This is a genomic window from Streptomyces sp. NPDC058086 (genome assembly GCF_042885015.1).
Classification (GTDB): domain Bacteria; phylum Actinomycetota; class Actinomycetes; order Streptomycetales; family Streptomycetaceae; genus Streptomyces.
On record NZ_JBHVST010000115.1, the window covers coordinates 1 to 14,866 of the forward strand.

Annotated in this window: 12 protein-coding genes; 7 read left to right on the forward strand and 5 right to left on the reverse strand. The window is 70.3% G+C overall.

All coding sequences use genetic code 11. The features are described 5' to 3' along the window. Positions 1-309 precede the first annotated feature (309 nt). From ACFVWD_RS48320 to ACFVWD_RS48345, 6 genes are all read left to right on the forward strand, one after another. Positions 310-1,071: a DeoR/GlpR family DNA-binding transcription regulator gene (locus ACFVWD_RS48320; RefSeq protein ID WP_060902183.1), complete on the forward strand. Its 762-nt coding sequence runs from the start codon at positions 310-312 to the stop codon at positions 1,069-1,071. A 78-nt stretch (positions 1,072-1,149) separates the two neighbouring features. Next, entirely contained in the window at positions 1,150-2,517 is a 1,368-nt protein-coding gene (locus tag ACFVWD_RS48325; RefSeq protein ID WP_389604764.1) for an ABC transporter substrate-binding protein, read from the forward strand. Further along, on the forward strand, positions 2,514-3,452 hold the full coding sequence (locus ACFVWD_RS48330; RefSeq protein ID WP_389604766.1) for a carbohydrate ABC transporter permease: 939 nt from the start codon (positions 2,514-2,516) through the stop codon (positions 3,450-3,452). The genes ACFVWD_RS48325 and ACFVWD_RS48330 overlap by 4 nt, the downstream gene beginning before the upstream one ends. After that, a complete protein-coding gene (locus ACFVWD_RS48335; RefSeq protein WP_168507998.1) occupies positions 3,449-4,300 on the forward strand; it encodes a carbohydrate ABC transporter permease in 852 nt (283 codons plus the stop codon). Before ACFVWD_RS48330 ends, ACFVWD_RS48335 begins: the two co-directional genes overlap by 4 nt. Beyond that, positions 4,297-5,286: a zinc-dependent alcohol dehydrogenase family protein gene (locus tag ACFVWD_RS48340; RefSeq protein ID WP_168490425.1), complete on the forward strand. Its 990-nt coding sequence runs from the start codon at positions 4,297-4,299 to the stop codon at positions 5,284-5,286. Before ACFVWD_RS48335 ends, ACFVWD_RS48340 begins: the two co-directional genes overlap by 4 nt. A gap of 103 nt (positions 5,287-5,389) precedes the next feature. After that, the gene (locus ACFVWD_RS48345) at positions 5,390-6,586 is read left to right on the forward strand and encodes a TerD family protein (protein WP_389604802.1); all 1,197 of its coding nucleotides are present in this window, start codon (positions 5,390-5,392) and stop codon (positions 6,584-6,586) included. A 195-nt stretch (positions 6,587-6,781) separates the two neighbouring features. Here ACFVWD_RS48345 and ACFVWD_RS48350 read toward each other — a convergent pair whose 3' ends face one another. After that, positions 6,782-7,348, reverse strand: a complete 567-nt coding sequence (locus ACFVWD_RS48350) for a TetR/AcrR family transcriptional regulator (protein WP_075026204.1) — start codon at positions 7,346-7,348, stop codon at positions 6,782-6,784. Between the two features lie 137 nt (positions 7,349-7,485). Between ACFVWD_RS48350 and ACFVWD_RS48355 the strand changes: the two genes are divergently transcribed. After that, the gene (locus tag ACFVWD_RS48355) at positions 7,486-8,937 is read left to right on the forward strand and encodes an MFS transporter (protein WP_389604768.1); all 1,452 of its coding nucleotides are present in this window, start codon (positions 7,486-7,488) and stop codon (positions 8,935-8,937) included. Between the two features lie 8 nt (positions 8,938-8,945). On the opposite strand, the gene ACFVWD_RS48360 is transcribed toward ACFVWD_RS48355, so the two are convergent. The 4 genes from ACFVWD_RS48360 to ACFVWD_RS48375 form a co-directional block, all read right to left on the reverse strand. Then, the gene (locus ACFVWD_RS48360) at positions 8,946-9,962 is read right to left on the reverse strand and encodes a 1-aminocyclopropane-1-carboxylate deaminase (RefSeq protein WP_389604770.1); all 1,017 of its coding nucleotides are present in this window, start codon (positions 9,960-9,962) and stop codon (positions 8,946-8,948) included. A gap of 13 nt (positions 9,963-9,975) precedes the next feature. Further along, positions 9,976-10,626 carry a GntR family transcriptional regulator gene (locus tag ACFVWD_RS48365; RefSeq protein WP_389604771.1) on the reverse strand — a complete coding sequence of 217 codons (651 nt, stop codon included), beginning with the start codon at positions 10,624-10,626 and terminating at the stop codon, positions 9,976-9,978. Between the two features lie 83 nt (positions 10,627-10,709). Further along, on the reverse strand, positions 10,710-12,293 hold the full coding sequence (locus tag ACFVWD_RS48370) for a TROVE domain-containing protein (RefSeq protein WP_389604773.1): 1,584 nt from the start codon (positions 12,291-12,293) through the stop codon (positions 10,710-10,712). 508 nt (positions 12,294-12,801) lie between these two features. Beyond that, positions 12,802-14,253, reverse strand: coding sequence for an alkaline phosphatase PhoX (locus ACFVWD_RS48375; protein WP_389604774.1), 1,452 nt, complete (start codon positions 14,251-14,253; stop codon positions 12,802-12,804). Positions 14,254-14,866: the final 613 nt, after the last annotated feature.

Genomic DNA, 14,866 nt, shown 5'->3' on the forward strand with positions numbered 1-14,866 from the left:
CGCGGCCCCGCCCCCCTGCGGGGGGGGCCCCCCCCCCCCCGGGGGGGGGGGGGGGGGGGGGGGGGGGCCCCCCCCCCCCCCCCCCCCCCGCCGCCGTGTTCGGGCACGAACCCTGCCCGATCCCACCCCTCCCTCCGCTCCGCCCCAGGTCCGGCACGGGCGCCGTCCGCGCCGAACGGTCACAGCCGGGCATCATCGGTCACGCAACAGGCCTGGTCAGTGCCGCGCACCCGCTGTAGAACTTCCCCCAAGGCCCACACCGGGCCCGAACGGGCAGTACGCACTGGACGCAGGGAGCAGGTGTCGGCCATGACCGCGGAAGAACGCCAGCGGGAGATCGTCAGGGCCGCCCGCCGTACCGGCGCGGTCGACGTCACCGCGCTCGCCGCCGAACTGGGCGTCGCCAAGGAGACCGTACGGCGCGACCTGCGCGCCCTGGAGGACCACGGCCTGGTCCGCCGCACCCACGGCGGCGCCTACCCCGTGGAGAGCGCCGGGTTCGAGACGACGCTCGCCTTCCGGGCCACCAGCCATGTGCCCGAGAAGCGCCGGATCGCGAGCGCCGCGGCCGAGCTGCTCGGGGACGCCGAGACCGTGTTCATCGACGAGGGGTTCACCCCGCAGCTCATCGCCGAGGCGCTCCCCAAGGACCGGCCACTGACCGTGGTCACCGCCTCCCTGGCCACGGCGGGCGCGCTCGCCGAGGCCGACCACACCAGCGTCCTGCTGCTCGGCGGCCGGGTCCGCCCCGGCACGCTCGCGACCGTGGACCACTGGACGACGAAGATGCTCGCCGGCTTCGTCATCGACCTGGCGTACATCGGCGCCAACGGCATCTCCCGCGAACACGGCCTCACCACCCCCGACCCGGCGGTCAGCGAGGTCAAGGCCCAGGCGATCAGGGCCTCCCGGCGCACGGTCTTCGCGGGCGTGCACACCAAGTTCGGGGCGGTCAGCTTCTGCCGCTTCGCGGAGATCACCGCCCTGGAAGCCATCGTCACGAGCACGCTGCTTCCGACGTCGGAGGCGCACCGGTACTCCTTGCAAGGCCCCCAGGTCATCCGAGTCTGAAAAACCAACTCACCCACTACAAGGGCACGCCCACACCCGAAAAAGCCCTTTATCTCCCTATACGTCCAGGAGCGATCCATGCGAACCCAGAGCCGACGGAGGTCGCGCGCACTCGCCGCGGCCGCCGCAGGGACGCTGCTCGCCCCGCTGCTCTCCGGCTGTTGGGTCGGAGCGGGCGGGTCGGGGTCGGGCGGCGACTCCATCAACGTCCTGATGGTCAACAACCCGCAGATGGTGGAGCTGCAGAAGCTCACCAAGGCGCACTTCACCAAGGAGAGCGGCATCAAGGTGAACTTCACCGTGCTGCCGGAGAACGACGTCCGCGACAAGATCAGCCAGGACTTCGCCAACCAGGCCGGCCAGTACGACGTCGCCACACTCTCCAACTACGAGATACCGATCTACGCCCGCAACGGCTGGCTGCACGACATGGACTCCTACGTACGCCAGGACAGCGGCTACGACGAGCAGGACATCCTCGCCCCCATGCGGCAGTCCCTGACGGCCGCCGACGGCAAGCTCTACGGGCAGCCGTTCTACGGCGAGTCGTCCTTCCTGATGTACCGCAAGGACGTCTTCGCCCAGAAGGGCCTGACGATGCCCGACCACCCCACCTGGGAGCAGGTGGGACAGCTGGCCGCCGAGGCCGACGGCGCCCAGTCCGGCATGAAGGGCATCTGTCTGCGCGGCCTGCCCGGCTGGGGCGAGCTCATGGCACCCCTCACCACCGTCGTGAACACCTTCGGCGGCACCTGGTTCGACAAGGACTGGAAGGCCCGTCTCGACTCCCCCGAGTTCGAGAAGGCGACGAAGTTCTACGTGGACCTCGTCCGCAAGCACGGCGAGTCCGGCGCGGCTCAGTCGGGCTTCGCCGAGTGCCTCAACAACATGACCCAGGGCAAGACGGCCATGTGGTACGACGCCACCTCCGCGGCGGGCTCCCTGGAGGCGTCCGACTCCCCGGTCAAGGGCAAGATCGGATACGTACCCGCACCCGTCGAGAAGACCAAGTCCTCCGGCTGGCTCTACACCTGGGCCTGGGGCCTGCAGAAGGCCTCCCACAACTCCGACAAGGCCTGGAAGTTCATCTCCTGGGCCTCAAGCAAGCAGTACGAGCAGCTGGTCGGGGACACGATCGGCTGGTCCAACGTGCCGGCCGGCAAGCGCGCCTCCACCTACACGAACGCCGCGTACACCAAGGAGGCCGCCGCCTTCCAGGAGATGACCCGCGAGGCCATCGAGGGCGCCCAGCCGCGCGACCCGGGAGTGCAGCCGCGTCCCGCGCCCGGCATCCAGTTCGTCGGCATCCCCGAGTTCACCGACCTCGGCACCAAGGTCTCGCAGGAGATCAGCGCGGCCATCGCCGAACGCCAGTCCGTCGACTCGGCCCTGAAGAAGTCCCAGAAACTCGCCGAGAAGATCTCCAAGGAGTACGAGGGACGATGACCGCCACGACAACGGCCCCCGTGGCCGCCGCTCCCGCACGCACCCTGGGAAAGCCGTCCAACCGGCTGCGCGCCTGGGCCACCCGCGCCCCGCTGCTCCCCGCCCTGATCTTCATGATCGCCGTGACCCAGCTCCCCTTCGTGGCCACGCTGGTGATCTCCTTCTTCGACTGGAACGCGCTCTACCCCAAGGCCCGCCACTTCACCGGCGTCTCCAACTACTCGGACGTCCTCACCGACCCCGACCTGCGCCACTCCGTCTGGACGACGATCCTCCTGACGGCGGCCGTGGTCGTCGCCAGCCTGGTCATCGGCCTGGGCCTGGCCCTGCTCCTGGACCGCAAGTTCCGCGGCCGGGGCATCGTCAGAACGCTCCTCATCGCCCCCTTCCTGGTGGTCCCGGTGGCCGCGGCCCTGCTCTGGAAGCACGTGCTCTACAACCCGGAGTACGGCCTGCTCAACGGACTGCTGCACTACGTGGGCGGCCCCCAGCCGGACTGGATCTCGGGCACCCCGCTGCTGGCGGTCGAGGCCTCCCTTGTCTGGCAGTGGACGCCGTTCATGATGCTGATCCTCCTGGCCGGCCTGCAGAGCCGCGACCACCAGCAGATCGAGGCCGCGCGGGTGGACGGCGCGAGCGACTGGCAGGTCTTCCGCCACCTCACCCTCCCCCACCTGCGCCGCTACCTGGAACTCGGCGCCCTGCTGGGCTCGATCTACATCGTCCAGAACTTCGACGCGGTCTTCACCCTCACATCCGGCGGCCTGGGGACGGCGAACCTCCCCTACACCGTCTACCAGAGCTTCTACCAGGCCCACGAGAACGGCCTCGCCTCCGCCGCGGGCGTCCTGGTCGTCATCGGTTCGATCATCATCGCGACCTTCGCGCTGCGCGTGGTCTCGTCCCTGTTCCGCGAGGAGGTGTCCCGCGCATGAGCGCCACCACGATCCGCGTACGACCCCGGCGTGCCCGGGGGACGGGCCTGGGCCTGTTGGCCTGGCTGCTCGGTGTGCTGTTCTTCCTGCCCATCGCGTGGATGGCCCTGACGTCGTTCCACTCGGAGTCGGACGCGGCCACCAACCCGCCGTCCTTCGGCGCCGCCCTCACCCTCGACGGCTACCGCGACTTCTTCGGCACGGGCGGCGGCGCGAGCCCCTGGCCCGCGCTGATCAACTCGACGGTGGCCTCGGTGGTCTCCACCCTCTGCGTCCTCCTGCTGGCTTTCCCGGCGGCGTACGCACTCTCCATCCGCCCGGTGAAGAAGTGGACGGACGTCCTGTTCTTCTTCCTGTCGACGAAGATGCTGCCGGTCGTGGCCGGACTCCTCCCGATCTACCTCTTCGCGAAGAACACCGGAATGCTGGACAACATCTGGCTCCTGGTCATCCTCTACACCTCCATGAACCTGCCGATCGCGGTGTGGATGATGCAGTCGTTCCTCGCCGAGGTACCGGTGGCGGTGATCGAGGCGGCCCAGATCGACGGCGCGAAACTGCCGACGATCCTGGCCCGCGTCGTGGCCCCCATAGCCCTCCCCGGCATCGCGGCCACGGCCCTGATCTGCTTCATCTTCAGCTGGAACGAACTGCTGTTCGCCCGCGTGCTGACCGGTGTGGTCGCCGAGACGGCCCCCGTCTTCCTGACCGGCTTCATCACCAGCCAGGGCCTGTTCCTGGCCAAGGTGTGCGCCGCCTCGCTCGTCATCTCCCTGCCGGTGCTCGCCGCGGGGTTCGCCGCCCAGGACAAACTGGTCCAGGGCCTCTCCCTGGGAGCCGTCAAATGAAGGCCGCCGTCATCGAGTCCGTGGGCCGCGCCGTCGTCACCGAGGTCCCGGACCCGACGCCGGGCCCCCGCGAGGTCGTCGTCGAGGTCGCCGCCTGCGGCCTGTGCGGCACGGACCTGCACATCCTCCAGGGCGAGTTCGCGCCCAAGCTGCCGATCGTGCCGGGGCACGAGTTCGCGGGCGAGGTGGTCGGGGTCGGCACCCAGGTCACCGAGCTCGCGGTCGGCGACCGGGTGGCCGTCGACCCCTCGCTGTACTGCTACGAGTGCCGGCAGTGCCGTACGGGCCACAACAACCTCTGCGAACGCTGGGCCGCGATCGGCGTCACCACGGCGGGCGGGGCCGCACAGTACGCGGTGGCCCCGGTGGCGAACTGCGTGAAACTGCCCGAGCACGTACGCACCCAGGACGCCGCACTCGTGGAGCCGCTGTCCTGCGCGGTGCGCGGCTACGACGTGCTGCGGTCCCGGCTCGGCGCCCATGTCCTGATCTACGGCTCCGGGACGATGGGCCTGATGATGCTGGAGCTGGCCAAGCGGACCGGCGCGGCGAGCGTCGACGTGGTGGACCTGAACCCGGCCCGGCTGGAGACGGCACGGACGCTCGGCGTCTCGGGGTCGGCGGCGAACGCGGACGAGCTGGACCGGCCGCAGGGCTGGGACCTCGTCGTCGACGCGACCGGCAACGCGGCGGCCATCCAGGACGGCCTGGACCGGGTGGCCAAGGCGGGCACGTTCCTCCAGTTCGGGGTCGCCGACTACGCCACCCGCGTGACGATCGACCCGTACCGCATCTACAACCAGGAGATCACCATCACCGGTTCGATGGCGGTGCTGCACAGCTTCGAGCGGGCGGCGGAGCTGTTCGCGAACGGCGTGCTCGACCCGGAGATCTTCATCAGCGACCGGATCGAGCTGGAGCGGTATCCGCAGGCGCTGGAGCAGTTCGCGGCCGGGGTGGGCAGGAAGATCGTGGTGGTTCCGTAGTCCGCGGGAGGGGTTCCGAGCCGGGGATTTCAGGGCTGGGCCAATTGGCCGCTTGGTAAGGGAACGGCAAAATGGTCTCGCTCGTTCACGTGGCATGACAGCTATGACCCCCGGCTCGAACATCCCTCTCTCCGCCGCGCGCGTGACGGTGGACGTCGCCGCCCCCGTGCGGCTCGACGTATCGGGCCTGCTGCTCACCGCCGACGGCAAGGTGCGCTCCGACGACGACTTCATCTTCTACAACCAGCCGACGGGACCGGGTGTGACGTACCGCTCGGGCGGCGGTGCGGCACCCGACGCGATCACCGTCGACACCGGCGCCGTCCCGCCGGGCATCGAGAAGATCGTGGTCACCGCGAGCCCGGACGCCGCAGGCCAGACCTTCCAGGGCATCGAACCGACGGCCACGATCCGCAACGCGGACGACAACAGCGTCCTGGGCACCTTCACGCCCCCTCAACTCGGCACCGAGACGGCGCTGGTGGTCGTGGAGATCTACCTGCGCAACGGCGCCTGGAAGGCCCGCGCGGTCGGCCAGGGGTACGCGAACGGCCTCGCGGGCATCGCCACGGACTTCGGCGTCTCGGTGGAGGAACCGGCACCCGCCCCGGCGGCCCAGCCCGTAGCCACACCCGCGGCCCCGCCCGCACCCCCCATGCAAACCCCCGTGACCCCGCCGGCCCCTCCCGCGCCGCCCGCCCGTCCCACTCCCCCAGCCTCCGGGAAGATCAACCTCGACAAGGGCCGCGTCAGCCTCCAGAAGAACCAGACCGTCTCCCTGGTCAAGGGCGGCCGCCCGCTGCTCTCCCAGGTCAAGATGGGCCTCGGCTGGGAGCCGGCGTACCGCGGCAAGGACATCGACCTGGACGCCTCGGTCATCGCCTACGGCCCGCAGCGCAACCACATCGACAGCTGCTACTTCGGCAAGCTGTCCATCATCAACGGCGCGATCAAGCACTCCGGCGACAATCTCACGGGCGAGGGCGGCGGTGACGACGAGGTGATCGTGGTCGACCTCGGCCGCCTCCCCCAGGACGTCACCGGACTGGTCTTCACGGTCAACTCCTTCTCCGGCCAGAAGTTCACCGAGGTCGCCAAGGCGTACTGCCGCCTGCTGGACGCCGCCACCGGCGAGGAACTGGTCCGCTTCGACCTCACCAGCGCCGAGGCCCAGACCGGCGTGATGATGGCCAAGATGATCAAGCAGTTCTCCGGCGAGTGGGAGATGACGGCGATGGGCGACTTCGTGAAGTCCCGCACGGTCCGCGGCATGGTGAAGCCCGCGGCCCAGGCTCTCTGACCCGCGGCCGCCCACCCACGGAAGGGGCCGTGGCGGTACGTCGCAAGCCCGTCGCTTACGTCCGGATCGAGCAGCGGCTTCCTTGCCCGGCCCACGTCTGATCCAGCGGCGACGGGCTCGACGTACCGCCACGGCCCCGACCCACCCACCGCCGGACAGCGCACGCCGGACAGCGCACCACCCAAGGACCCGCCGCTACGGCCGCAGTCCGTCCGTCAGCAGGGAGAGGTACCGCCGGATCTGCTTGCCTTGGCCGTTCGCCAGCTCCGAGGCCGTGGCAACCCCGTGGGCCAGCCGTAGCACCTCGATCGGCTCGATGTCCTGACGCAGGGTTCCCTCCCGCTGCGCCGCCTCGACCAGCCGCTGCGCCGCCCCCTTCATGGAAGTGCCACAGGCAGTGAGCGCGGCCCTGCTGCCGTCCGTGACGGCCGAGCCCAACAGGGCCTTCATTCCTCGCACCTGGATCGTGCCGACGCACAGCTCGTAGAGCCACTCCGCCAGCGCCTCGCCCGGGGGCAGTTCCTTCGCGATCTCGTCGGCCCGCGCTCCGAGCGCCTCGATCCGGTCGACGTACGCCGCCTCCAACAGCGCCTGCCGCGTGGGGAAGTGCCGGTACAGCGTGCCCGACCCGACGCCCGCCCGCTTGGCGATGTCGTCGAGCGACGCACCTTCCCCGTGCTCGGCGAACGCCTCGGCCGCCACCTTCAGCAACCGCTCATAGTTGCGCCGAGCGTCCGCGCGCATGGGCTTGACCTGCGTCATTCAGATACTCCTTGCGAACCGGGGACCCCCTCCGTATCTTAGCGAGGGTTAAACGGAGACAGTCCCCGCTTATTTCGCGGGCAGTCCGTGCTGCCCGTACACACCTTCATCCGGGGACGCCAGACCGGGAGAACACCGTGTCCACCTCGTCTACCCCGTCCGCACCGTCCACCACCACCGACGCTCTCTCCGCACCACCCCAACCCGCCAGGCTCGGCGCCGTCCTGTTCGTCATCGTCACCGCCTACCTGATGGTCGGCGTGGACTCCACAGTCGTCAATGTCGCACTGCCCGACATCCAGAAGAACCTGCACTTCAGCCCGACCGGCCTGTCCTGGGTGCTCAACGCGTACACCCTCGCTTTCGGCGGCCTGCTCCTCCTCGGCGGCCGGGCCGGCGACATCGCGGGTCGCCGCCGCACCCTGACCATCGGCGTCCTGCTCTTCGCCGGATCCTCCCTGCTCGGCGGCCTCGCCACCGAAAGCACCTGGCTGCTCACCGCCCGCGCCCTCCAGGGCGTCGGCGCCGCCCTCACCGCGCCCAGCACCCTCGCGCTGATCACCACGAACTTCCCCGACGGCCCGCGCCGCCACCACGCCCTGGGCATCTACGCGTCGATGGCGGGCATCGGCGCCTCCATCGGCCTGGTCCTCGGCGGCATGCTCACCTCCTGGGCGTCCTGGCGCTGGGCCCTGCTGATCAACGTACCGATCGGCATCGCGGTCGCCGTCGCCCTGCCCCGCTTCGTCACCGAGACCCCGCGCCACGCGGGCCGGTTCGACGCGGCGGGGGCACTCGCCGGCACGGCCGGGATGACATCGCTGGTGTACGCGTTCATCCGGGTCTCGCAGGAGGGCTGGACCGACACCCAGGCGCTGCTGGGCTTCAGCTCGGCGGCGGCCCTGCTGGTGGGCTTCACGCTGATCGAGTCCCGCGCGGACCAGCCGATCATGCCGCTGCGCCTGCTGGCGAGCCGCAACCGCGCGGGCGGTTACGCGGGCGTACTGCTGCTGCCCGCGGGCATGTTCGGCGCGTTCTACTTCCTCACCCTGATCTGCCAGCAGGTCCTGGGCTACAGCCCGCTCCGCGCGGGATTCGCCTTCCTGCCCATGACCCTGGCGATGTTCACGGTCGTACGCTTCGTGCCCCGGCTGCTCGCGCGGCTCGGCGCCAAGCCGGTGCTGCTCACCGGCATGGCCCTGCTCGTCGTCGCGGCCGCGTGGCTGTGGCGGCTGCGACCCGACGACGGCTACCTCACCGGCCTGTTCGGCCCGCTGGTGCTGATGGGCGTGGGCGTCGGCCTGAGTTTCATGCCGCTCAACGCGACGATCCTCGCGGGCATCGAGCCACGGGAGGCGGGCGCCGCCTCCGGCCTGCTGCAGACCCTGCAGTGGCTCGGCGGCACCCTCGGCCTCTCCATCCTGGTCACGGTCTTCGGCACGGCGGCCCGGCGCGCGCACGGCTCCCCGTCCGACATCCTCACCGAGGGTGCGGCCCGCGCGTTCGGCATCGGCTCGCTGATCGCGCTGACCGCCCTGCTGGTGTCGGCGTTCGTGATCACCGGCAGGAAACCCCAGGAGGCTGCCTAGGACCTGTCCTAGAACAGCGCGCTGTACGCGTTCAGCGCGGGCTGCCCGCCCAGATGCGCGTACAGCACGGTGGAGTCGGCGCCGATCTCCCCGCGCGTGACCAGGTCGATCATCCCGGCCATCGACTTACCCTCGTACACGGGGTCGGTGACCATCCCCTCGGTGCGTGCGGCGAGCCGCATCGCCTCCAGGGTGGGCTCGTCAGGGAGGCCGTAGACACCGGCGTGGTAACGCTCGTCCAGCTCCACGTCGTCGACGGACAACTCCCGCTTCACTCCGATCAGTCGCCCTGTCCGCTGCGCGATACGGGCCACCTGCTCGCGGGTCTCGGCGGGCTTGGCCGAGGCGTCGATCCCGATCACCCGCCGCTCGCGCCCGCCCGCCTCCTCGATCGCCCGGAACCCGGCGACCATGCCGGCCTGCGTGGACCCGGTCACCGAGCACACGATCACGGTGTCGAAGAAAACACCCAACTCCCGCTCCTGGTCGACCACTTCATAAGCCCACCCGGCGAACCCCAGGCCCCCCAGCGGATGGTCCGACGCCCCCGCCGGAATGGCGTACGGCTTGCCGCCGCCCTCCTCGACCTCCCGCAGCGCCTGCTCCCAGCTCTCCTTGAAGCCGATCCCGAACCCGGCCCGCACGAGCCGTACGTCGGCCCCGGCGAGGCGGCTGATGAGGATGTTGCCGACCTTGTCGTACACGGAGTCGGGCCACTCCACCCAGCTCTCCTGCACGAGCACACACTTGAGTCCGGCGCGGGCGGCGACGGCCGCGACCTGGCGGGTGTGGTTGGACTGCACGCCACCGATCGAGACGAGGGTGTCGCAGCCCTGGGCGAGCGCGTCGGCGACGAGGTACTCCAGCTTGCGGGTCTTGTTCCCGCCGTACGCGACACCGGAGTTGCAGTCCTCCCGCTTGGCCCACAGGGAGGCACCGCCGAGGTGCTCGGTCAGGCGCTCCAGCGGATGCACGGGCGAGGGCCCGAAGAGCAGGGGGTAACGCTCGTACGAGGAAAGGGACATGGGTCCTCCCACATCAGGGTTCGACATCGGCCAGGTCTTCGAGCGCGCCCCAGATCTCCGCGGTGACGCGGACGGCGGCGGCCACGTCCCGTTCGGCGCAGGCGTGGATCAGCTCGTCGTGCAGGCCCGCCGAACGGCAGTTGCCGCCCTCGCCGAAGCGGCGCCGTTCCAGACGGCGGATCAGCGGGGTGTAGCGGGCGACGGTGGCGGCGGCGGCACGATTGCCGCTCACTCGTACCAGTACGTCGTGCAACTCGTCGTCGGCCATCAAAGCGGCGTCCACGTCACCGGCGCGCACCGCGTCCGCGAAGCGCACGTTGGCCTCGCGCATCAGCTCGATGTGCGGCGCTTCGAGCCGGGGCACCGCCGTGCGCGCGGCCAGCTCGTGCATGGCGCCGACCACGGCCGCCGCGTCCCGTACATCAGCGGCCACCAGGGGGGTCACCCGCGTGTAGCTCTGCGGCTTGGACTCCAGCAGCCCCTCGTCGACCAGCCGGGAGAAGGCCTCGCGCACCGGCGCCCGCGACAGCCCGAGCAGCTCGGCGAGCCCGGCGTCGCGCACCACCGCGCCCGGTGCGAGCTCACCCGCCACGATGGCGTCCCGTATCGCTTCGTACGCGCGGTCCCTCAGCAGGGTCCGGCGCACGGGTCGTATCGCCTCCATGAACTGAAATGTTAGATATCAGTTCCGTTGCGCACAAGAGTGCGGCCCGTACCGAAGTACGGGCCGCACTCACGCGCGATCGGCTATCCGGCCCACGGCCAGTCGGCGTCGCGCGCCGACTCCAGCAGGGGAACCATCCGGAAAGCCGCGTCCGAGAGGCCGCCGAAGGTGTGCCGGTTGGCCTTCCCGGAGGGGCCGTGGCCCGCCCGGTAGCCGGCCAGGTTCCAGGTGTAGACCGGGACGTGCGCCGGGACCTGCTCGGTCGGGTCGCCGTAGTGGCTGTAGGTGGCCTGCTCGTCGGTGACGATGAGCACCCGGTCGTGCTTCCCGTAGTGCGCGCGCACCGCCTCGCTCGTGTTGGTGCCGCCGAGGTCGCCGAAGCGCTCCAGCACCTTCAGCACCGACTCGCCCTTCGCGAACTTCACCCGGTTGCTGCTGGTGCCGAACTCGACGAGATCCGCGTCCGCCGCCCGCAGCGCGAGCGCCGTACCGAAGATCGCCGCCGCGTCGGCCCGGTTGAGCTCCGAGCGCTCCGACAGCCGCGAGTAGAACATCGAGCCGGACCGGTCGACCAGTACGAGAGTGCGTCCGGGCAGCGCGGGCACGTTCGCCATCGAGTGGCCGAGCGCCTGCTCCAGCGGGTACGACCAGCGCAGCGAGGGCGCGTGCTGGTACGCGGCGAGGTAGCGGAAGGGGAACTGCCGCGAGCGCGCCACCTCCGCCGGGTCGCTGATCCTGGCGGCGACCTGAGCCGCCACCTCGTCGCTCACTCCCGCCTCGTCGAAGTTCCGCAGGTTGCGTACGAGCGCCATCGCGCCCATGGACGGGATGACGGCCTCCCAGGCCGCCTTGTCCATCGGGCCCTGCAGCCAGCCGGCCAGTGCCTCCCACGTCATCCCCGCGTCCGCGAGGCGCCGCGCGCCGTGCGCACCGGTTACGACCTTGCGCCGCTTGGCGGGCCGCAGCGCCATCAGGTCGCGGTGGGCCGCCACGACGGACAGCGACTTGGGAACCACGGCCGCGTCCGGGTGGTGCCGCCGGTCGAGGGCGTACTGGAACAGGTCGCCCTGCCACGGCTTCGCCGGATCGGGCGCCGCGTGCACCAGGTTGAGGATGTCGCCGAAGCGGTAGCCCTTGGCCGCCGTGTCGTACTTCAGCAGCGACTTCTCGCCGTAGAGCCGGCGTACGGCGTCGGCGATGCCCCGCTTGACGGGCTTGGGCACGTTGCGGCCGTACCGGGAGGTCCAGTAGGCGAGCAGCTCGCCGGGCTCGTCCGGGCGGCGCAGCACGGAGGCGATGACCTGGCGGTTGGCCGGGCCGTCGGTGGCGTCCGCGTCGAGGCGTGCCTTCACGTACTCGGCGGCGCCCACGAGCGAGGCCGTCCGCAGGTTGCCCTCGCCGCGCAGCCAGCCGAGCAGGGCGGCCGTCCACGAGGGGTCGGCGACGGCGAGCTCGCGCACGAGCGTGGCGAACCGGTCGTCGCGGGCCTCGCCGGTCTCGTAGAAGGTGTTCTGCGAGACGAAGTTGGCGATGGACAGCAGGAAGAGCTCGGAGCGTGCGTCGCGCTCCTGGCCGCGGCCGACCTGGTGGGTGCGCAGCACGCGGCCGGTCGACGTCACACGGGAAGTGGGCTGCGCCTTGGCCGCCTTGGTGTTGAATCGCGCCATGATGAATTCCCCCGAATTCGTTCTACGACTTCGTCCTACGACGTGAAGCCGCGTTTCGGAGGGAGGCACAGCAAATGGAGGGGGTCCGAGTTCAGAGGTCGGCGACGGACTTAGCCAGATGCTCTACCCAATTGAGCTACACCGACCCGAAGTCGATGACGGGACTTGAACCCGCAACCGTCCGATCCAATGAAGTAACCGTTGCCTGCGCACCGGGCACCCACCATGAGCTGCGCCTCCCGAGATCAATTCGGCGGCGGCGTGGATTCTTTGAGAGAGAAGTAGCCGCAGCCTGCGCACCGGGAGGTGCATGAAATTATGGTGTCCAGAGTTCAAGGCCGGCGGAACCGACGTAGGTGCTCTAACCCCTGAGCTACACCGGCGCGTTGTACCGGTGGCGGGACTCGAACCCGCGGCCGCCCCATTATCAGTGGAAGTAGGTCCTGCCTTCGCACCTGGACGTGCACCACTTTAGGAGGGCGACCGCGGTTCGAGCCATTGAATTTAACTACCCGCGCTTCTGCCGCTTCCAGGGGCCGGTGATGGCGAGCATGATGCCCGGCTCCTGGATGTTGGCGAAGAGGGTCCTGCCGTCGGGTGAGAAGGTGACGCCGGTGAACTCGCTGTAGGTCGGCTCGGCTTCGGTCCCGATGTTCAGTTCGTTGCGGGCGATCGGGTAGGTACGGCCGCTGTCGGTGGCGCCGAAGAGGTGCTGGACGCCCTCGCCGTCCTCGGCGATGACGAGGCCGCCGTAGGGGGAGACGGTGATGTTGTCGGGGCCGTCGAAGGCGCCGTCCTTGGACGGGTCGGGGTTCACACCGAGCAGGACCTTGAGGGTCAGGGTGCGGCGCTTGGGGTCGTAGAACCAGACGGCGCCGTCGTGCTGGACGGGACTTTCCTCGCGGGCGTACGAGGAGACGATGTACGTGCCGCCGTCGCCCCACCACATGCCTTCGAGCTTGCGGGCGCGGGTGACCTGGCCGTCGGTGAACTGCTTGCGCACGGAGACGGTCTTCGCGTCACGGTCCGGGACGTCGACCCAGTCCACGCCGTACACCGTGCCGATCTTGGTGGCTCGGGAGAGGTCGTCGATGAACCGGCCGCCGGAGTCGAAGCACTTGAAGGCCTGGAGGGCGCCGGCGTCGTCGGCGAGAGTGGCGAGCTGTCCGTGACCGTGTTCGAAGCCCTGCGGAGGCGTCCAGCGGTAGAGGAGGCCGTTGGGGCCCGAGGCGTCCTCGGTGAGGTAGAGGCGGCCGCGCTTGGGGTCGACGACGACGGCCTCGTGGGCGTACCGGCCGAGTGCCTTGATCGGCTTGGGGTTCCGGTTGCGGCGGCGGTCGACGGGGTCGACCTCGAAGACGTAGCCGTGGTCCTTGGTCATGCCGTTCCGGCCGGCCTTGTCCTCGGTCTCCTCGCAGGTGAGCCAGGTGCCCCAAGGGGTGTTGCCGCCCGCGCAGTTGGTGGAGGTGCCCGCGACGCCGACCCACTCGGCGACCTTGTCGTGGCGCACCTCGACGACCGTGCAGCCGCCGGACGCGGCGGGGTCGTAGACCAGGCCCTCGGTGAGCGGCACGGGGTACTTCCAACTGTCGCGGGGGCCCTTGAGCTCGTGGTTGTTGACGAGGAGGGTGGCGCCGCGCGGCCCGTCGAAGGTGGAGGTGCCGTCGTGGTTGGACGGCGTGAACTCACCCGAGTCCAGCTTGGTACGGCCGCTGTAGGTGATGACGCGGTAGGAGAATCCGGCGGGCAGCGCGAGCAGGCCCTTCGGGTCCGGGACCAGCGGTCCGTAGCCGACTCCGCCGTGCCGGTCCGTCGGCTTGCCGTCCTCCCCCACGCTCTCGGTGTCGGTGGACGCGAGGGCGTTCGGGGCGGTGGCGAGGGCGCCGACACTGCCGGCCAGGACGATACCGGCGCCGGTCAGCGCGGATCGACCGGCGAAGTCCCTGCGGGTGAGCGACATGGGTGTCTCCCGTGACGGTGGAGGATGACCGTGGAGGGTGGCCGAGGGCGTTGCGGCCACACCGTCCCGCCCACGCCTGAACGGCGGTTGAACACCGGGCGACCTCACCGCACTCGGTTCCATGAATCCGTAAGGACTCGGCCACAGGCACCAAAAGTCCTCCGGACAGGGGAACGGGCGGAACCCTCCGGGACCGGGAACGAGCGCCCCTCCCGAGGCCGGGGAAGGGGGAACGGGGGAAGCCCCCGGGGGCCGGGAACGGGCGCCCCTCCTGGGGCTGGGACGAGTGCCCGCTCGGGGCTGGGGATCGGGCGCCCCCGAGGCCGAGGAATGGGCGAAGCCCCCCTCCCGGGGCTGAGGGTCGGGCAAAGCCCCACCGGGGCCGAGGAAGCACCCCTCCCGGGCTGGGGAACGGGCGAAGCCCCACCGGGGCCGAGCAACGAACGCCCCCCTCGGGACCGAGGACCGGGCAAAGCCCCACCGGGGCCGAGGAAGCACCCCTCCCGGGGCTGGGGAACGGGCAAAGCCCCACCGGGCCCAAGAACGAGCACCCCCCTCAGGACCGAGGAACAGGCAAACCCCCACCGGGGCCAAGGAAGCACCCCTCCCGGGC